Raw genomic sequence first — 18,891 nt, forward strand, 5'->3', positions numbered from 1 at the left:
TCTGAAAAGAACCGCAATCCCTGTGGGAGCGAGCTTGCTCGCGATAGCGGTGGGTCAGACGCCATCCATGTTGAATGTGATGGCCTCATCGCGAGCAAGCTCGCTCCCACAGGGTTTGGCGGTGCACACAGGATTTGTGTGTGCCGCCAACGCCGTCAGACGGTGTGCAAGTACCAGTTGTACTCAAGGTCGGAGATGGAGTTCTCGAACTCGGCCAGCTCGCTTTCCTTGCACGCCACGAACACGTCGATGTACATCGGGTCGATGTAGCGCGCCATGACTTCGCTGTCGTCCAGCTCGCGCAGTGCGTCGCGCAGGTTGTTCGGCAGGCTCTGCTCGTTCTGCTCGTAGCTGTTGCCTTCCACCGGGGCGCCCGGTTCGATCTGGTTGGTCAGACCGTGGTGAACACCGGCCAATACCGATGCCATCAGCAGGTACGGGTTGGCGTCGGCACCGGCTACACGATGCTCGATGCGCACGGCGTCCTTGGAGCCGGTCGGTACACGCACGGCCACGGTGCGGTTATCGATGCCCCAGCTCGGCGAGTTCGGTACATAGAACTGTGCACCGAAACGACGGTACGAGTTGACGTTCGGGCAAAGGAACGCCATCTGCGCCGGCAGGGTCTCGAGCACACCGCCGATCGCGTGTCGCAGCGCGGCGTTCTGCTCGGGATCCTCGCTGGCAAAGATGTTGTTGCCTTCTTTGTCGAGAATCGAAATGTGCACGTGCAGACCGTTACCTGCCTGGCCCGGATACGGCTTGGCCATGAAGGTGGTGTCCATCTCGTGGTCGTAGGCGATGTTCTTCACCAGACGCTTGAGCAGGACCGCGTAGTCGCAGGCCTTGATCGGGTCAGCCACGTGATGCAGGTTGACTTCGAATTGCGCCGGGGCGCTTTCCTTGACGATGGCGTCAGCCGGGATGCCCTGCTCTTTCGCGCCTTCGAGGATGTCTTGCAGGCAATCGACGTATTCGTCGAGGTCGTCGATCAGGTACACCTGGGTCGACATCGGACGCTTGCCGGACACCGGCGAACGTGGCGATTGCGGACGACCGTTCACGTTGTCCTGGTCGATCAGGTAGAACTCCAGTTCGAACGCGGCGCAGATGGTCAGGCCCATGTCGTCGAACTTGCGCACGATATTGGCCAGCACTTCACGCGGGTCGGCGAAGAATGGCTCGCCTTCGATTTCGTGCATGGTCATCAACAGTTGCGCGGTCGGGCGCTTCTGCCATGGCTCGATGCTGAGGGTGCCGGGGATCGGGTAGCAGATCCGGTCGGCATCGCCGATGTCCAGACCCAGGCCGGTGCTTTCCACCGTGGAACCATTGATGTCCAGAGCAAACAGAGAGGCCGGCAGGTTGATGCCTTTCTCGTAAACCTTATGAAGACTGGTGCGCTCGATGCGCTTGCCGCGCACCACACCGTTCATATCCGCAATCAGAAGGTCGACGTACAAAACCTCAGGATGTTTCTTAAGGAATGCGTTTGCTTCGTTGAGTTGAACGGCACGCAGAGGGACCGACATGATGCACCTATTTTTTTACTGTTAATTATTATGTTCACCGCCCTTTCACGAGCCCAGTCAATCCGAAAGGCAAAGTGAAGTCAATAGCGAACACCTGGCCTTTCAACGTTTATTTTCGGGCCTTTCAGGGGGACGAGAGTGCCAGATACGCCCTCAAACACGCGTAAACCCTGAAGATCGGACGTGCGGCGTTTAGAATTTTTTACATGAGAGTTGTTAATTAAAATCAACAAGGCTAAGCTCCGGAAAAGCTCGTTCAAGTGTGAAACTTCGAGGTGATAAAAATGGCACTCAAGCCATTGATCGGCGTTACTGCGTGCGTCAAACAGATTGGCCTGCACCCCTACCACATCAGCGGTGACAAGTACTTGCGTGCTGTCAGCGTTGCGGCGCGGGGGCTGCCTGTCGTTATTCCTTCCTTAGGCGACCTGACCGAAATCGATGACCTGCTGCCGCAGCTCGACGGTCTGTTGCTGACCGGCTCGCCGTCGAACGTGGAACCCTTCCACTATCAAGGCCCCGACAGCGCCCCCGGCACGGATCATGATCCGGCGCGGGATGCCACCACCCTTCCCCTGATCCGCGCTGCTATTGCAGCGGGCGTGCCGGTGCTCGGCATCTGCCGTGGTTTCCAGGAAATGAACGTGGCGTTCGGTGGCAGCCTGCATCAGAAGGTCCATGAGCTGCCTGGCTTGCTCGACCATCGCGAGGCCGACCATCCGGACCTGGCCGTGCAATACGCACCCGCCCATGAGGTGAATGTGCAGCCCGGCGGTGTGTTCGAAGCGCTGGAACTGCCTGCGGTGTTCCAGGTGAACTCGATTCACAGCCAGGGCATCGACCGCCTCGCGCCCGGCCTGCGCGCCGAAGCCGTCGCGCCCGATGGCCTGATCGAAGCGATCTCCGTCGAGCACAGCAAGGCCTTTGCCCTCGGCGTGCAATGGCACCCGGAATGGCAAGTGCTGAACAACCCTCCTTATTTGAGTATTTTCCAGGCGTTCGGCGAAGCCTGCCGGCAACGGGCGGCACTGCGTCACTCGAGCTGACGTAAAAACACGAACAAACGATTTTCTGCCCCCGTGGGTCAGGCGGGCGTGCCTTTGCGCGCCCGTCACCCGCGACAACAACACACTGCAATAACAACAAGTACGAAAGGCAGCCAGGATGGCGGCGCCGAATAAACCCGAGCGGTATGGGTGAGTTCGATCAGCAAACGCAAATCCCTGTGGGAGCGAGCTTGCTCGCGATAGCGATGTGTCAGGTGACATCAATGTCGATTGTGCCGGCCTCATCGCGAGCAAGCTCGCTCCCACAGGGTCTGCGTTCTGACCGAAGTCCCCGATACGGGTTTGCAATCCACTATTAAGCCGGGCCGTGTTGGCCGGGCGACTGAAACCTGTTGGGAGTTTCACATGGCAAACGCCTCCAGCATCTACAGGAAGGCTCTTGAGGGTCACCAGGCACCGAAAAAGGTGTTGGTGAAAATCGATCGCGTCGCCAAGAAGTTCGACGAAACCATCGCTGTGGACGATGTGTCCCTGGAAATCCACCAGGGTGAAATCTTCGCCCTGCTCGGTGGTTCCGGTTCCGGCAAATCGACCCTGCTGCGCATGCTCGCCGGTTTCGAGCGCCCGACCGAAGGCCGGATTCTGCTCGACGGTGTCGACATCACCGACATGCCGCCGTACGAACGACCGATCAACATGATGTTCCAGTCCTACGCGCTGTTCCCGCACATGACGGTAGCGCAGAACATCGCCTTCGGCCTCAAGCAGGACCGTTTGCCAGCGGCCGAAATCGACGCCCGGGTGCAGGAGATGCTGCGCCTGGTGCACATGACCCAATACGCCAAGCGCAAGCCGCACCAACTGTCCGGAGGCCAGCGTCAGCGCGTAGCCCTGGCCCGTTCCCTGGCCAAGCGTCCGAAGCTGCTGCTGCTCGACGAACCGATGGGCGCACTGGATAAAAAGCTGCGTTCGCAGATGCAATTGGAGCTGGTGGAGATCATCGAGCGCGTGGGCGTGACCTGCGTGATGGTGACCCACGACCAGGAAGAGGCCATGACCATGGCCCAGCGTATCGCGATCATGCACCTGGGCTGGATCGCCCAGATCGGCAGCCCGGTGGACATTTATGAAGCACCGGTCAGCCGCATGGTCTGCGAATTCATCGGCAACGTGAACGCCTTCGACGGCACCGTGGTCGAGGACCTGGAAGGTCACGCGATCATCCACAGCCCGGACCTGGAGCAGAAGATCTACGTCGGTCACGGCGTCAGTACTTCGGTGCAGGACAAGTCGATCACCTACGCGATCCGCCCGGAAAAACTGCTGGTCAGCACCGTCAAGCCGGATAACCGCTACAACTGGTCCGCGGGCAAAGTGCATGACATCGCCTACCTGGGCGGGCACTCGGTGTTCTACGTCGAGCTGCCTGGGGGCAAGATCGTCCAGTCGTTCATGGCCAACGCCGAACGCCGTGGTGCGCGTCCGACCTGGGACGATCAGGTCTACGTGTGGTGGGAAGACGACAGCGGCGTGGTACTGCGCGCATGAAAACCTTCAATCAGCAATTCCTGAGGTGGGTCCCCAGCGGGCGCAAGTTCGTCATCGGGATTCCGTTCATCTGGCTGTTCCTGTTCTTCATGTTGCCATTCTTCCTGGTGATGAAGATCAGCTTCTCGGAAGCAGCCCTGGCCATTCCGCCCTACTCGGAGATCTACACCTTCGCCGAGCAGAAATTCCAGCTGTTGCTCAACATCGGCAACTACACCCTGCTGGGCGAGGATGAGCTGTACCTGTCTGCCTACCTGGGCTCGTTGAAGGTGGCGTTTTTCAGCACCGTGATGTGCCTGGTGATCGGTTTCCCGATGGCCTACGCCATCACCAAGGCCAGCAAGGAAGCGCAGAACGTGCTGATGCTGCTGATCATGATGCCAACCTGGACCGCGATCCTGATCCGCGTTTATGCGTGGATGGGCATCCTCAGCAACAACGGCCTGCTCAACGGGTTCCTGATGTGGACCGGGCTGACGTCGCACCCGATCGAGATCCTCAACACCAACACCGCCGTCTACATTGGCGTCGTCTATGCATACCTGCCGTTCATGGTGCTGCCGCTGTACGCCAACCTGGTCAAACATGACCAGAGCCTGCTGGAGGCCGCATCGGACCTGGGTTCGAGCACCTTCAACAGCTTCTGGAAAATCACTGTGCCTTTGGCCAAGAACGGCATCATCGCCGGTTGCATGCTGGTGTTCATTCCGGTGGTCGGTGAGTTCGTGATTCCGGAACTGCTGGGCGGCCCGGAAACCCTGATGATCGGCCGTGTGTTGTGGCAAGAGTTCTTCAACAACCGCGACTGGCCAGTGGCGTCCGCCCTGGCGGTGGTAATGCTGTTGATCCTGATTGTGCCGATTCTGCTGTTCAACCGCAGCCAGGCCAAAGAGATGGAGGCACGGGGATGAAACGCTTCGGATTTTCAAAGTTCATGCTGATTTTCGGCCTGTCGTTTATCTACCTGCCGATGCTGATTCTGGTGATCTACTCGTTCAACGCCTCCAAGCTGGTGACGGTGTGGGGTGGCTGGTCGATCAAGTGGTACGCCGGTTTGCTCGACAACAGCCAGTTGATGGGTTCGGTGCTGCGCTCGCTGGAAATCGCCTGCTACACCGCGATTGCGGCAGTCGCACTAGGGACGCTGGCCGCGTTCGTCCTGACCCGCGTCACACGCTTCAAGGGCCGCACGCTGTTCGGTGGCCTGGTCACCGCGCCGCTGGTGATGCCTGAAGTGATCACCGGCCTGTCGCTGTTGCTGCTGTTCGTGGCCATGGCGCAGTTGATCGGCTGGCCGATGGAGCGTGGCATCGTCACGATCTGGATCGCCCACACCACGTTTTGTGCCGCCTATGTGGCAGTGGTAGTCTCCGCCCGCCTTCGCGAACTGGACCTGTCCATCGAAGAAGCGGCCATGGACCTGGGTGCGAAGCCGTTCAAGGTGTTTTTCCTGATCACCATTCCGATGATCGCGCCGTCACTGGCGGCCGGCGGCATGATGTCGTTCGCCCTGTCGCTGGATGACCTAGTGCTGGCGAGTTTCGTGTCCGGCCCGGGTTCCACGACCCTGCCGATGGAGGTGTTCTCGGCGGTGCGTCTGGGCGTCAAGCCCGAGATCAACGCCGTGGCCAGCCTGATCCTGTTGGCAGTGTCGATCGTGACCTTCATGGTCTGGTACTTCAGCCGCCGTGCCGAAGCCACCCGCAAGCGCGCGATCCAGGAAGCCATGGACCAGACCGCCAGCGAATCCTGGCAGCAACCGAAAAAGCAAATGGCAGAAGCGACGGCCTGAGGCCGCCCCTGTAGGAGCGAGCTCGCTCGCGATGGACGTCAACGATGACGCGGGCTACCCGAATTAACGCGGCGTCCTTGAGTTTTTCGCGAGCGAGCTCGCTCCTACAAGGGAGCGCGCAAGCGTTCCAGCCACAAATGTTTGCCGTGTGATCTTGAAAAAAAATGGAGTTGTACCGATGAAAATGTTTGGCAGGACTCTGCTGACACTGTCCTTATTGGGCGCAATCGCCACCGGCGCCCAGGCCAATGACAAGGTTCTGCGCGTCTATAACTGGTCGGATTACATTGGCCCGGACACCGTCAAGAAGTTCGAGGAAGAGACTGGCATCCAGGTCACCTACGATGTCTTCGACAGCAACGAAACCCTTGAGGCACGCCTGCTGGCGGGCAAATCCGGCTACGACATCGTCGTGCCGTCCAACAGCTTCCTGGCCAAGCAGATCAAGGCCGGTGTCTATCAGGAACTGGACAAGTCGAAGCTGTCGAACTGGAAAAACCTCAACCCGGTGCTGCTGAAAAACGCCTCCGCGAGCGATCCCGACAACGCCCACGCCATCCCGTACATGTGGGGTTCGATCGGCATCGGCTTCAACCCCCAGAAGGTCAAGGAAGTGCTCGGCGCCAACGCCCCGACCAACTCCTGGGACCTGCTGTTCAAACCGGAAAACGCCGAGAAGCTGAAAGCCTGCGGCATCAGTTTCCTCGATTCGCCGACTGAAATGATCCCGACCGCCCTGCACTACCTGGGCTACCCGGTGAACGATCAGGACAAACAGCACATCGCCGAAGCCGAGGCGCTGTTCATGAAGATTCGCCCGAACGTGGCGTACTTCCATTCGTCGAAATACATCTCGGACCTGGCCAACGGCAACATCTGCGTGGCCGTCGGTTACTCCGGCGACGTGCTGCAGGCCAAGGCCCGCGCCCAGGAAGCCGGGGACAAGGTGAAGATCGACTACAGCATCCCGAAAGAAGGCGCCGCCAGTTTCTACGACATGCTCGCCATCCCGCGCGATGCCGCCAACGTCGAGAACGCGTACCTGTTCATGAACTTCCTGATGCGCCCCGACGTGATTGCCGACATCACCAACAACATCGGCTACAGCAACGCGAACGCTGCGGCCACGCCACTGGTCGATGAAGCGATCCGCAACGATCCGGGCTCCTACCCGCCGGAAGCGGTGATGGCCACGCTCTATGCCGTGCCGGACCAGCCGATTGCCGTCCAGCGGATCATGACCCGTGGCTGGACCAAGGTGAAGTTGGGCCAGTAATTCACTCAGTTGATCTGCTGAGCCTGAGATTGCCATCGCGAGCAAGCTCGCTCCCACAGTGGTCCGTGTTGAACCAATGATGTGCGAACGACGCTCCCCCCTGTGGGAGCGAGCTTGCTCGCGATGAGGCCAGAACAGCCAGCACACATTTCAGCTTTACCCTTTTCCGTTCACGCAGCGCCTTACCACCGCTGCCTCTCCTGCAAGTAGAACGGCCTCACCTGGCTCCCTCGGTTCAGGTGAATTTTGGCGCCCTCGGGCGCCTTTTTTATTGGGGATCGATCAAAGGCCATTCAGCCAGCGCCCGATAGCGGCCCTTGTGGGATTCGAACAAGGTGAACCGGTCGGCACGCAGGAAGAATTCCGGCGCCGTTGCGGACTCCGGCACCGGTGCCCGATAGTCCCGCGCCAGGGTCAGATGCGGACGGTATTCCCTTGGGGCTTGCTCCAGGCCGAACGGCAACATCGCCTGTTCCAGCGCATACACCAGGCGCAACAATGCCGGGGGCGCCTGCTCCGGTGCGAGCACCAGCGCCCCTGCCCTGCGCCACACGTCCAGCCGATCCAGCACCACCGTCAAGCGCTCGCCCGGTGTACGGATCGCCGCCGCAGCGGTACAGATATCAGCAATCTGCGCCGCGCCCACCGCCCCCAAGAACTTCAGTGTCAGGTGAAAGTTTTCCGCCGGCACCGGTCGTCCGTTGCGCAGTTGCAGCGCACTGCGCCACTGCGCTATCTCCCGGCGCTGGGCCGGGGCGCAGTTCAGCGCAAAGAACAGACGCTTGAACGGCTCGCGGGATTCGTCGTTCATGCCGGACACCTCGTGGGAAGACTGCCTGAGTGTACCCAACACTCGCGTACCGACCAGCGCATTTCTGGCATCGTGGGGCAGGCACGTTATAGTTTTAGCATCCCGAAAAACCGGAGGGGGCCATGCGACAGATCATCAGCAAGGAACCATGGTGGGCCAGACCGCCCGAGCCCGGCCAGGATGAACTCAAGCTGGAATGGGGCTGGCTGGTGCACTACAGCGAAGGCGAGCCGCGCTTCGAGTTCATCCGCGAGCGGCCGACGGACGACGAGATCCGCCAGCGCAAGAGTTGCAGGATCACCCCGACGCCGGAGTGATCCCGCGTAAGGCGTCAGGCCTGGAGGAGCAATTCGAACCCGCCGTACACCATGCGCTGGCCATCGAAGGGCATCGGATTGACGTCCGGCTTCATGCGCGGGTCCTGCATCATCTTGTCCATTCCGGCATTGCGCCTGGCCTTGTCCGGCCAGACGATCCAGCCAAAGGCAACGGTTTCGCCTTCCTTGAGCTTCACCGACATTGGAAACGAGGTGACCTTGCCTTCCGGGACATCCTCGCCCCAGCATTCGACCACGCTCAAGGCACCGTTTTCCTTGAAAATCGAGGCGGCGATTTCGGCGTGTTTGATGTATTGCTCACGGTTGGCGGTAGGTACGGCAGCAATAAAACCATCGACATATGACATGAGTATCTCTCCTTGGGTCATGGGGTGTTCTGCTGGGTAGTCGATTGCGCTGGCGTCCAATCGACAGCGCCGGTACTCAAACCGACCGGTGGTTCAGTACTCACCGCCAGGCTGCCTTCGATCTGCCCCGCCATGTAAAGCGTGCCAGCCATGACGCCGGTGGTCGGGTTCTGCACCAGTTTGAGCCAGGCCTTGTCGAAGGTATTGCCCAGGCTGCTGCGGATCAGCGCCTCGCTGTCGGGCCGGTCATTGGCCTGAATCAGTGCGCGAATGCCCGCCACCCCTATCGTGATCAAGCCACCGGCGAGTCTCCCGGCTGCCGCGGCCACGGCGCTGGCGGCCCCGCGCGGGGCCATCTCGGCTTCCATCCGCCGGCTGGCGCGCCTGGCCACCGGCGCCATCGCGGTGTCGGTCGAGCCCACCCCCTTGTCGCCACCGGCCTTGTGGATTTTGTCGACCAGCGCGGCGAAGGCCGGCAAGGTGTTCAGTGATTCGGTGTGCACGATCTGGTACAACGAAGCGTCCCGCGCCGGCGGCGGCCCGAGGGCGATGGCCGGGATTTTCTGGATGCGCCCGTTGAGCTGGGCCATCGGCACGCCGTGGCGGGTGGAGATTTTCTGCAGCTCTTCCTTGAGGATGTCGACGTAGAACGCCGCTGCCAGACCGAGAATCGCATCGGGATCGACTTCCAATGCCGCCGGGGCCAGGACCTTCTCCTGATAGGCTTCGAGCAGGTACGCCGCCAGGCGTTTTTCCGATGCGTCCTGCTCACCCTTGGCGCTGAGGGTGTACCAGCTGACCTTCACCGACAGCCATTCCTGGGTCCAGTAGCTGCTGAACCACGGAATGAAATTCTGTTCGGTCAACTCATAGACCCGTGTACGCCAGTACTCCATGGCGCCGCGGGCGTAGATTCTGGTTTGCTCGGTGGCTGACTGCGACGCAGCGACGATCTCCCGGTCCACTTGCTGCCAGGTGCTCGTTGAGACGATGACCGGCACCACTTCCACCGGCGCACGCGGCGGTGTGGCGCACCCCGCCAACACCACCAGCACGGCGACGATCAGCGAACGCAGGCTCAAGATTGCGACTTCCCGCAGTGTGCACCGGACGAAATGCCCGACACTCGAAACCATCGGTTTAAGTATAGGTGGCGGTGCTCTGTCGGCCGCCATCGCGAGCAGGCTCGCTCCCCCCCTGGTCGGCGGTGAACCTGTGGGAGCGAACCGGCTCGCGATGGGGCCAGAGCAGACAGCGCAAATTGCACCATCACTTGCGTCGATATTCACCATCGCCGCGATTGCCTTCCGCTTGAACGCCGTCAGCGTAGGATCAATTCCAAGCCAACACGAAACCCCGAATCGGAGGGGAACCTCATGCTGATCCATCTGCTGACCTGCCTGACCCTGACGGCGTTCACATTGAGTGTGTTTGCCTGGTACGTCCTGAGCGAGGAACAAACATCATGATTCACACTGTCACCCTCGCCGTACGTTTTCCGGTGTTCGGCAACAATTTCTACGCGCAGGAATTCGAGTCACGTAAAGAGTTGACTCTTCTGTTCGACGAGAAGTTCGAGGCGTTGCTGATCCCGGCAGCCGATCATCACTTCAGCAACGAAGTGGTCGGGCTCAATGATCAGTTCCGTTTTTTGAATGACGTGCTGGTCGAGCATCTGCTGGATGTCGAACTGGCAAAAGGCTCGGCCCGTTCGTTCGGGTTCTGACAGCGACCGCCGGTCGCCCGGGCACGGACGGCAACCGCTCACAACGTTCGCTGGCTATTGCCGATCCCCTTGGCAATATCAATCCCCCAATCCATCGCCGCTTCCATGTCCAGCATGTGCGGCCGTGGGTCGTGGTTCTCATCGATGGCCGAGCCGTCCGGCCGATAGACACCGATGAACATGCCCAACGAACCGTCCTTCAATATCTCTGCCTTGACTTTGATGTTGCATCCGTTCGATAGCGTTTCCTTGTGCTCCATATGGCGCTCGGTCATGACTGCATTGCTCCCCTGACTGAATTCAAACCCTACTGGCCATGCTAGCTCAGCCCTCCGGAATGCGCCGATTGGCAGGACCGGAGGCCGGCCCTGACAGCGGCGCAATGCCACCTATACTCAAGGCCACCTCCCCCCTGGGGATCTGCACGTCCAACAATAAAAAGCAGAGGTGGAACATGGTCTGGCAGCAAGTCTACGATCCGTTCGGTAACCCGGTGCTTTCAACGCTCATGGCGGCTGTGCCGGTGGTGGTGATGCTGGCGGCCCTCGCTTTTTTTCATATCAAGGCGCACCTGGCGGCGTTGCTCGCCCTGGTCTCGGCCTTGCTGATCTCGATCTTCGCCTTCGGCATGCCGGCGAGCATGGCCGGTTCCGCGGCGCTGTTCGGTGCGGCCAACGGCCTGCTGCCGATTGGCTGGATCGTGTTGAACATCATCTTCCTGCATCGCCTGACCACCGAGAACGGTTCGTTCAAGGTGCTGCAAGACTCCCTGGCGCGCATCACCGATGACCGGCGCCTGCAATTGCTGCTGATCGCCTTCTGCTTCGGGGCGTTTTTCGAGGGCGCCGCCGGTTTCGGTACGCCGGTGGCGGTGACCGGGGCGATTCTGATCGGGCTGGGGTTTTCGCCGCTCGCCGCTTCAGGGCTGGCGCTGATCGCCAACACCGCCCCCGTGGCGTTCGGCGCCCTCGGCACACCGATCATCACCCTGGCCAAGGTCACCGGGCTGGATGAAATGGAGCTGTCGATGATGGTCGGCCGGCAGTTGCCGTTCTTCTCGGTGCTGGTGCCGTTCTGGTTGATCTGGGCCTTTGCCGGCTGGCGCAAGATGGTGGAAATCTGGCCGGCGATCCTGGTGGCCGGGGTCAGTTTTGCCGTGCCGCAGTTCCTGGTGTCCAACTATCACGGGCCGATGCTGGTGGACGTGATCGCCGCACTGATTTCCATGGCCTGCCTGACCGGTTTCCTCAAGGTGTGGAAACCGGCCACCGTGCATACCTCCGCCGCCCTGTCCGGCCGGGTCGACAACTCGAAGATCGATGCCGAGCACGACGAAAAGCCTGTACCCACTGCAATCTTTGCCAATGAAGCAAAACCGGCAGTGATGCGGGCGTGGATGCCGTGGCTCATCCTCACGGTCTTCGTGTTCATCTGGGGCACACAGGGCTTCAAGAACACCTTCGACACCCGCCCCACCATCGACCCGCAAACCAGTGCCGCCAAGCTCGATCCTCAGGGCAAGCCGATGCGCGAGGCGAACCCGCTGTTTGCGCCGATCGTGACCTTCACCACCCTGCACTTGCAGGTCGAGAAAGTCCCGCCCGTGGTGGCCGCGCCGAAAACCGAAGAAGCGGTGTACAAGTTCACATGGTTCACCGCCACCGGCAGCGGCATTCTGCTGGCGGCGATTGTCGGCGGTTTGCTGATGGGGTACTCGATCCCGCAACTGATTCACCAGTACCTGCGCACTTTGTGGGTGGTGCGTTATTCGCTGATCACCATAGTGGCGATGCTCGCGCTGGGCTTCCTCACGCGCTACTCGGGCCTGGATGCGACCATGGGCCTGGCTTTCGCCGCGACGGGCATTTTCTACCCGATGTTCGGCACCCTGCTCGGCTGGCTCGGCGTGGCGTTGACAGGTTCAGACACCGCGTCAAACGTGCTGTTCGGTGGCCTGCAACGGGTGACATCCGAGCAGTTGGGCATCAGCCCGGTGTTGATGGCTGCCGCCAACAGTTCCGGGGGGGTCATGGGCAAGATGGTCGACGCCCAGTCGATCGTGGTCGCCTCCACCGCCACCCGCTGGTACGGCCATGAAGGGGAAATCCTGCGCTACGTGTTCTTCCACTCGATTGTGCTGGCGATCCTGGTCGGTGGCCTGGTGACGCTGCAGGCCTACGTCGCACCGTTCAGCCATATGGTGGTGGGCGGACATTGATCCCTGTGGGAGCGAGCTTGCTCGCGATGGCGGAGTGTCATTCAACATAGATGTCGACTGGTCTGCCGCTATCGCGAGCAAGCTCGCTCCCACATCTATGGATGGTGGTACGTCGAGCAGACAACGATCCCATGGACAGCTGAGCCTGACGGGCCAATGATTAAGACAGTGGACCGCGAAAACAGACCTCACGCATCAACAAAACGAGTGTCGAGCGCCGATGAACATTCTCTACGATGAACGCGTTGACGGCGCCTTGCCCGACGTCGACAAACAGGCGCTGTTGCACGCCCTGCAAACCCGCATGCCAGCTCTTGAGATCCTGCATCAGCGCGAGGAAACCAAGCCCTACGAATGCGACGGGCTGTCGGCCTATCGCACCACGCCGATGCTGGTGGTGCTGCCCCGATCCATCGACGAAGTCCAGGGGGTGCTGCGGGTCTGCCATGAACTGCGCGTCCCCGTCGTGGCCCGTGGCGCGGGGACCGGGTTGTCCGGCGGCGCGTTGCCCCTGGAGAAAGGCGTGCTGCTGGTGATGGCGCGCTTCAACAACATCCTGCACATCGATCCAGCCGCCCGTACCGCACGGGTTCAGCCCGGCGTACGCAATCTGGCGATTTCCCAGGCAGCGGCACCCTTCGGCCTGTATTACGCGCCGGATCCTTCCTCGCAAATCGCCTGTTCCATCGGCGGCAACGTCGCGGAAAATGCCGGTGGCGTGCACTGCCTGAAGTACGGCCTGACCGTGCACAACGTGCTCAAGGTCGACATCCTCACCGTTGATGGCGAGCACCTGAGCCTGGGCTCCAACGCCCTCGACGCCCCCGGTTTCGACCTGCTGGCGCTGTTCACCGGCTCCGAAGGCCTGCTCGGGGTGATCACCGAAGTCACGGTCAAGCTGCTGCCCAAGCCGCAGACCGCCAAAGTGCTGCTGGCGGCGTTCGATTCCGTGGAAAAAGCCGGGCGCGCCGTCGGCGACATCATTGCCGCCGGCATCATCCCCGGTGGCCTGGAAATGATGGACAACCTGGCCATCCGCGCCGCCGAGGACTTCATCCACGCCGGTTATCCGGTGGATGCCCAGGCCATTCTGCTGTGCGAGCTCGATGGTGTTGAAGCCGATGTCTCAGATGACTGCGACCGGGTGCGCCAGGTACTGCAACAGGCCGGCGCCACCGAGTTACGCCAGGCCAAGGACGAAGCCGAGCGCGTGCTGTTCTGGGCCGGGCGCAAGAATGCCTTCCCGGCGGTGGGTCGCCTCTCGCCGGACTACTACTGCATGGACGGCACCATTCCCCGTCGCGAACTGCCCGGCGTACTGCACGCCATCGCCGAGCTTTCGAACGAATACGGCCTGCGGGTGGCCAACGTGTTCCATGCCGGCGACGGCAACATGCACCCGCTGATCCTGTTCGATGCCAATCAACCCGGTGAACTTGATCGAGCCGAAGCCCTGGGCGGCAAGATTCTGGAGTTGTGCGTGAAAGTCGGCGGCAGCATCACCGGTGAACACGGCGTGGGCCGCGAGAAGATCAACCAGATGTGCGCGCAGTTCAACAGCGATGAGCTGACCCTGTTCCATGCCATCAAGGCCGCCTTCGACCCCAGCGGCCTGCTCAACCCCGGCAAGAACATTCCGACCCTGCACCGCTGCGCCGAATTCGGTGCCATGCACATACATGGCGGTCAATTGCCCTTCCCCGAGCTGGAGCGCTTCTGATGCACGGCCCTGAAGATTTCGATGACAGCCAGTCACTGCTGGAACAGGTCAATCAGGCGCTGGAAAACGCCACGCCCTTGCGCATCCAGGGTTCCAACAGCAAAGCCTTTCTCGGCCGCACCACGGCCGGGGAAATTCTCGACACCCGCTCGCACCGGGGTATCGTCAGTTACGACCCGACTGAACTGGTGATCACCGCCCGTTGCGGCACACCGTTGTCGCAACTGACGCAGGTACTGGACGCCGCGCAACAGATGCTGCCATGCGAGCCACCGTCCTTCGGCGACGGCGCCACCGTCGGCGGCATGATCGCCTGCGGGCTGTCCGGGCCACGGCGCCCGTGGTCCGGTTCGGTGCGCGATTTCGTGCTCGGCACGCGGGTCATCACAGGGCAAGGCAAGCTGTTGCGCTTCGGTGGCGAGGTGATGAAAAACGTCGCCGGCTACGACCTGTCGCGCCTGATGGCCGGCAGTTACGGCAGCCTCGGGCTGATTACCGAAGTTTCCCTCAAAGTGCTGCCCAAACCCCGGCAGTGCCTCAGTATCAGCCTGGAAATGGACGCCGAACGGGCCTTGTTGTGCCTGGCGGAATGGGGCCAGCAGCCGTTGCCGATCAGCGCGGTATGTCACGACGGTTCACGCCTGCACCTGCGGCTTGAGGGCGGTGAAGGTTCGGTATCGGCGGCCCATGAGCGCCTCGGGGGCGAACGGCTGGAGGCTTGCTGGTGGGACGATCTCAACGAACAGCGCTTGAGTTTCTTCGATGAAGACCAACCGCTTTGGCGCCTGTCACTGCCGCACAACACGCCGCTTCTGTCGTTGCCGGGGCGCCAGTTGATCGACTGGGGGGGCGCCCAGCGCTGGCTGAAATCCGATGCCGAAGCGGCGTACATCCGCCAGGTCGTCGACGAGGTCGGTGGCCATGCCACCTGCTTCAGCCACGGCCTGACCGACACTCCATTCCAGCCTCTGCCCCCGGCCCTGATGCGCTATCACCGCAACCTGAAACAACAGCTCGATCCACGGGGTATCTTCAACCCCGGACGCCTGTACGCGGAGCTTTGAACCATGCAGACGACCTTGAGTGAACGCGCCAGCCAATTGCCCCGCGCCGCAGAAGCCGAAAGCATCCTGCGCACCTGCGTGCACTGCGGGTTCTGCAATGCCACGTGCCCGACCTATCAATTGCTCGGCGATGAACTGGACGGACCACGGGGTCGCATTTACCTGATCAAGCAGGTGCTGGAAGGCAACGACGTCACGCAAAAGACCCAGCAGCACCTGGACCGCTGCCTGTCGTGCCGCAACTGCGAAACCACCTGTCCGTCGGGCGTCGACTACCACAACCTGCTGGACATCGGGCGGGCGGTGGTCGATGCGGCGGTGCCACGCCCCCTCGGTCAGCGCTTGTTGCGCGAGGGTTTGCGGCAGACTGTGCCGCATCCGGATTTGTTTAAAAGCCTGATCAATGGCGGCCAAGTGTTCCGCGCACTGCTGCCCGACTCCCTGCAAAGCAAATTGCCGCGCAGTGCATACCCGGCCAAGCCGCGACCCATGACCCTGCGCGAGCGTCAGGTGCTGATGCTCGAAGGTTGCGTGCAGCCCAGTCTGTCACCCAACACCAATGCCGCGGCGGCGCGGGTGCTGGACCGCTTGGGGATCAGCGTCATCGCGAGCCGCGAAGCCGGTTGCTGCGGCGCCGTGGACTACCACCTGGACGCCCAGGCCGCCGGCCTCGATCGTGCCCGGCGCAACATCGACGCGTGGTGGCCGAGCCTGGAAAAAGGCGCCGAGGCGATTGTGCAGACCGCCAGCGGTTGCGGCGCCTTCATCAAGGATTACGGCCACCTGCTCGCCAGCGACCCGGCCTATGCCGACAAGGCAAAAAAGGTCAGTGCGCTGGCCAGGGATCTGGTGGAAGTGTTGCGCGACGAACCGCTGGAGCAACTCGGCATCCACGCCTCGCAACGCTTGGCCTTCCATTGCCCCTGCACCTTGCAGCACGGGCAGAAACTCGGCGGTGCCGTGGAAGCGCTGCTGACCAGACTCGGTTTCAACCTGACGTCTGTCCCCGACGGGCACCTGTGCTGCGGCTCGGCGGGCACCTATTCGCTCACCCAGCCCGAACTGTCGCGACAACTGCGCGACAACAAGCTCGACGCCCTGGAAAGCGGCCATCCCGAGGTCATTGTCACGGCCAACATCGGCTGCCAGTCGCACCTCGACGGCGCAGGGCGAACCCCGGTGCGGCACTGGATCGAACTGGTCGAAGCCAACTTGCCTTAACCGAACCCTGGAGATGCCCATGAACCGCAAAGCTGTCCTGAGCCAGGCCGAAGTCGGCCAGATCCTCACCGCCGCCCGCGCCGAAGCACAGGCCAATCAATGGGCCGTGACCATAGTGGTGGTCGATGACGGCGGCCACCCGCTGGCCCTCGAACGCCTCGATGGCTGCGCGCCAGGCAGTGCCTACATCGCCACCGAAAAGGCGCGCACCTCAGCCCTCGGGCGGCGCGAGTCGAAAAGCTATGAGGACATGGTCAACGCCGGGCGCTACGCTTTCCTCTCGGCACCCTTGCTGACTTCGCTTGAGGGTGGCGTGCCGATTGTTTTCGATGGACAGGTGATTGGCGCTGTCGGGGTGTCGGGGGTCAAGCCTGAACAGGATGCGCAGGTAGCTAAGGCCGGGGCGCAGAGCGTGAAATGAGGTTTTGGCATCACCACTTCCCCCTGTGGGAGCGAGCTTGCTCGCGATAGTGGTAGACCAGTCGACATCTATGTTGAATGACATTCCGCCATCGCGAGCAAGCTAGCTCCCACAGGGTCCGTGTTAAACCAGTCATGAGGAGTTGCAGCAATGACCCGTCTAACTGCCAAAGACTTTTCCCCGCAACTGCTGGAACTGTACGACTACTACGCCCACGGCAAGATCAACCGCCGGGAGTTTCTCGACCGTGCGGCGCTGTTTACCTTCGGCGGTTTGACCGCTGGAGCCCTGCTCGCCGCGCTAAGCCCCAACTATGCGCTGGCCGAGCAGGTCTCCTTCACCGATCCGGAGATTATTGCCGAGTACATCGCCTACCCGTCGCCCAAGGGCCACGGCCAGGTTCGCGGTTATCTGGTGCGTCCGGCCAAAGCCACCGGCAAAGTACCAGCAGTGGTGGTCGTGCACGAAAACCGCGGGCTCAACCCGTACATCGAAGATGTGGCCCGGCGGCTGGCCAAGTCCGGTTTCATCGCCCTCGCCCCGGACGGCCTGAGTTCGGTCGGCGGTTATCCGGGCAATGACGACAAGGGCCGCGAGCTTCAGGCCAAGGTCGACCCGGAAAAGCTGATGAACGACTTTTTCGCAGCCGTCGAATGGATGATGAAACACCCTGCCGCTACGGGAAAAGTCGGTATCACCGGGTTCTGCTATGGCGGTGGCGTGACCAACGCCGCCGCGGTGGCCTACCCGGAACTGGGGGCCGCCGTGTCGTTTTATGGCCGTCAGCCAACGGCCGAGGAAGTGCCCCCGATCAAGGCCCCGGTGATGCTGCACTACGGCGAACTGGACACGCGGATCAACGAAGGCTGGCCCGCCTATGAGCAAGCGTTGAAGGCCGGGGGCAAGACCTATGAGGCCTACATTTATCCGGGCTGCAATCATGGCTTTCACAATGATTCGACGCCGCGCTTCGACGAGGCGGCGGCGAAACTGGCGTGGGAACGGACGTTGGGGTGGTTTCGCAAGTATCTGGTTTGACCAGGGAAGTACTCGGCCAGCAGGACTGGCCTCATCGCGAGCAAGCTCGCTCCCACATTGGATCTCTGTAGTACACAGATTTTGTGTTCACCAAAGATCCCTGTGGGAGCGAGCTTGCTCGCGATGGCGGTATGACTGTTGGTGACTACTTCGGCTGAGCCACAGTCCGCAGATACGGCTTCAGGGTCTTGAAGCCATCCGGGTATTTCTTCTTCGCGTCTTCATCAGACACCGAAGTCGGGATGATTACGTCTTCACCCGGCCGCCAGTTCACTGGCGTGGCGACGGTGTGTTTGGCATTGAGTTGCAGGGAATCAAGCAGACGCAGCACTTCATCGAAATTGCGCCCGGCGCTCATTGGGTAGATCAGCATGGCCTTGACCTTCTTGTCCGGGCCGACGATGAACACCGAACGCACCGTGGCGTTGTCCACTGCCGTGCGCGCGCCGCCGCTGGCATTGGGGTGGATCATGTCGTAGAGCTTGGCCACCACCAGGTTTTCGTCGCCGATCAGCGGGTAGTTCACCGCCGTGCCCTGGGTCTCGGCGATGTCACCGACCCAACGGTTGTGGTCACTGACCGGGTCGACGCTGAGGCCCAGGACCTTGGTGTTGCGCTTGTCGAATTCCGGTTTGAGTTTGGCCAGGTAACCCAGTTCGGTGGTGCACACCGGGGTGAAATCCTTGGGATGGGAAAACAGGATGGCCCAGCCATCGCCGATCCATTGGTGAAAGTTGAGGGTGCCTTCGGTGGTGTCGGCGGTGAAATCCGGTGCTTCGTCGCCAATGCGGATAGCCATGTTCGATCTCCTTGCAGTGATGGACAGGGACGC

19 protein-coding genes are annotated in these 18,891 nt (G+C 61.3%); 13 read left to right on the forward strand and 6 right to left on the reverse strand.

Annotated elements, in window-relative coordinates; translation table 11 throughout:
* Window positions 1–155: 155 nt before the first annotated feature.
* A complete protein-coding gene (locus tag PSJE_RS27295) occupies window positions 156–1,532 on the reverse strand; it encodes a glutamine synthetase family protein (RefSeq protein ID WP_090456168.1) in 1,377 nt (458 codons plus the stop codon).
* Window positions 1,533–1,816: 284 nt separating this feature from the next.
* Between PSJE_RS27295 and PSJE_RS27300 the strand changes: the two genes are divergently transcribed.
* The 5 genes from PSJE_RS27300 (at window position 1,817) to PSJE_RS27320 (ending at window position 7,155) form a co-directional block, all read left to right on the forward strand.
* Window positions 1,817–2,578, forward strand: a complete 762-nt coding sequence (locus PSJE_RS27300) for a gamma-glutamyl-gamma-aminobutyrate hydrolase family protein (protein WP_090456170.1) — start codon at window positions 1,817–1,819, stop codon at window positions 2,576–2,578.
* 366 nt (window positions 2,579–2,944) lie between these two features.
* Complete coding sequence (gene potA, locus PSJE_RS27305; RefSeq protein WP_090456172.1) at window positions 2,945–4,087, forward strand: polyamine ABC transporter ATP-binding protein; 1,143 nt, start codon at window positions 2,945–2,947, stop codon at window positions 4,085–4,087.
* Complete coding sequence (locus PSJE_RS27310) at window positions 4,084–4,998, forward strand: ABC transporter permease subunit (protein ID WP_090456173.1); 915 nt, start codon at window positions 4,084–4,086, stop codon at window positions 4,996–4,998. Before potA ends, PSJE_RS27310 begins: the two co-directional genes overlap by 4 nt.
* The gene (locus tag PSJE_RS27315) at window positions 4,995–5,879 is read left to right on the forward strand and encodes an ABC transporter permease subunit (RefSeq protein ID WP_090456174.1); all 885 of its coding nucleotides are present in this window, start codon (window positions 4,995–4,997) and stop codon (window positions 5,877–5,879) included. Before PSJE_RS27310 ends, PSJE_RS27315 begins: the two co-directional genes overlap by 4 nt.
* Window positions 5,880–6,057: 178 nt before the next feature.
* Complete coding sequence (locus PSJE_RS27320; RefSeq protein ID WP_090456176.1) at window positions 6,058–7,155, forward strand: polyamine ABC transporter substrate-binding protein; 1,098 nt, start codon at window positions 6,058–6,060, stop codon at window positions 7,153–7,155.
* Window positions 7,156–7,423: 268 nt separating this feature from the next.
* Here the strand turns inward: PSJE_RS27320 and thpR are convergent, their stop codons facing one another.
* Window positions 7,424–7,966 (reverse strand): RNA 2',3'-cyclic phosphodiesterase, encoded by a 543-nt coding sequence (thpR, locus tag PSJE_RS27325; protein ID WP_090456177.1) that lies wholly within the window; start codon window positions 7,964–7,966, stop codon window positions 7,424–7,426.
* 122 nt (window positions 7,967–8,088) lie between these two features.
* Here thpR and PSJE_RS27330 point away from each other — a divergent pair, with 122 nt between their 5' ends.
* On the forward strand, window positions 8,089–8,283 hold the full coding sequence (locus PSJE_RS27330; protein ID WP_056727280.1) for a hypothetical protein: 195 nt from the start codon (window positions 8,089–8,091) through the stop codon (window positions 8,281–8,283).
* Window positions 8,284–8,297: 14 nt separating this feature from the next.
* Here PSJE_RS27330 and PSJE_RS27335 read toward each other — a convergent pair whose 3' ends face one another.
* Window positions 8,298–8,651 (reverse strand): DUF1428 domain-containing protein, encoded by a 354-nt coding sequence (locus tag PSJE_RS27335; RefSeq protein WP_090456179.1) that lies wholly within the window; start codon window positions 8,649–8,651, stop codon window positions 8,298–8,300.
* A 17-nt stretch (window positions 8,652–8,668) separates the two neighbouring features.
* Window positions 8,669–9,733: a hypothetical protein gene (locus PSJE_RS27340; protein ID WP_090456180.1), complete on the reverse strand. Its 1,065-nt coding sequence runs from the start codon at window positions 9,731–9,733 to the stop codon at window positions 8,669–8,671.
* A gap of 383 nt (window positions 9,734–10,116) precedes the next feature.
* Between PSJE_RS27340 and PSJE_RS27345 the strand changes: the two genes are divergently transcribed.
* Window positions 10,117–10,377 carry a hypothetical protein gene (locus PSJE_RS27345; protein ID WP_090456182.1) on the forward strand — a complete coding sequence of 87 codons (261 nt, stop codon included), beginning with the start codon at window positions 10,117–10,119 and terminating at the stop codon, window positions 10,375–10,377.
* A gap of 38 nt (window positions 10,378–10,415) precedes the next feature.
* Here the strand turns inward: PSJE_RS27345 and PSJE_RS27350 are convergent, their stop codons facing one another.
* A complete protein-coding gene (locus tag PSJE_RS27350) occupies window positions 10,416–10,652 on the reverse strand; it encodes a hypothetical protein (RefSeq protein ID WP_090456183.1) in 237 nt (78 codons plus the stop codon).
* Window positions 10,653–10,831: 179 nt separating this feature from the next.
* Here PSJE_RS27350 and PSJE_RS27355 point away from each other — a divergent pair, with 179 nt between their 5' ends.
* From PSJE_RS27355 to yghX, 6 genes are all read left to right on the forward strand, one after another.
* The gene (locus PSJE_RS27355; protein ID WP_090456185.1) at window positions 10,832–12,595 is read left to right on the forward strand and encodes an L-lactate permease; all 1,764 of its coding nucleotides are present in this window, start codon (window positions 10,832–10,834) and stop codon (window positions 12,593–12,595) included.
* A gap of 220 nt (window positions 12,596–12,815) precedes the next feature.
* Window positions 12,816–14,315, forward strand: coding sequence for a glycolate oxidase subunit GlcD (gene glcD / locus PSJE_RS27360; RefSeq protein ID WP_090456187.1), 1,500 nt, complete (start codon window positions 12,816–12,818; stop codon window positions 14,313–14,315).
* A complete protein-coding gene (gene glcE, locus PSJE_RS27365; protein WP_090456189.1) occupies window positions 14,315–15,379 on the forward strand; it encodes a glycolate oxidase subunit GlcE in 1,065 nt (354 codons plus the stop codon). The genes glcD and glcE overlap by 1 nt, the downstream gene beginning before the upstream one ends.
* A 3-nt stretch (window positions 15,380–15,382) precedes the next feature.
* Window positions 15,383–16,600, forward strand: a complete 1,218-nt coding sequence (glcF, locus tag PSJE_RS27370; protein ID WP_090456191.1) for a glycolate oxidase subunit GlcF — start codon at window positions 15,383–15,385, stop codon at window positions 16,598–16,600.
* A gap of 19 nt (window positions 16,601–16,619) precedes the next feature.
* On the forward strand, window positions 16,620–17,021 hold the full coding sequence (locus PSJE_RS27375) for a heme-binding protein (protein ID WP_090456193.1): 402 nt from the start codon (window positions 16,620–16,622) through the stop codon (window positions 17,019–17,021).
* A gap of 150 nt (window positions 17,022–17,171) precedes the next feature.
* On the forward strand, window positions 17,172–18,059 hold the full coding sequence (gene yghX, locus PSJE_RS27380) for a YghX family hydrolase (RefSeq protein ID WP_090456195.1): 888 nt from the start codon (window positions 17,172–17,174) through the stop codon (window positions 18,057–18,059).
* Window positions 18,060–18,204: 145 nt separating this feature from the next.
* Here yghX and PSJE_RS27385 read toward each other — a convergent pair whose 3' ends face one another.
* The gene (locus PSJE_RS27385; protein WP_056727305.1) at window positions 18,205–18,858 is read right to left on the reverse strand and encodes a peroxiredoxin; all 654 of its coding nucleotides are present in this window, start codon (window positions 18,856–18,858) and stop codon (window positions 18,205–18,207) included.
* Between the last annotated feature and the right edge of the window lie 33 nt (window positions 18,859–18,891).

It is taken from the genome of Pseudomonas jessenii (assembly GCF_002236115.1).
Taxonomy (GTDB): domain Bacteria; phylum Pseudomonadota; class Gammaproteobacteria; order Pseudomonadales; family Pseudomonadaceae; genus Aquipseudomonas; species Aquipseudomonas jessenii.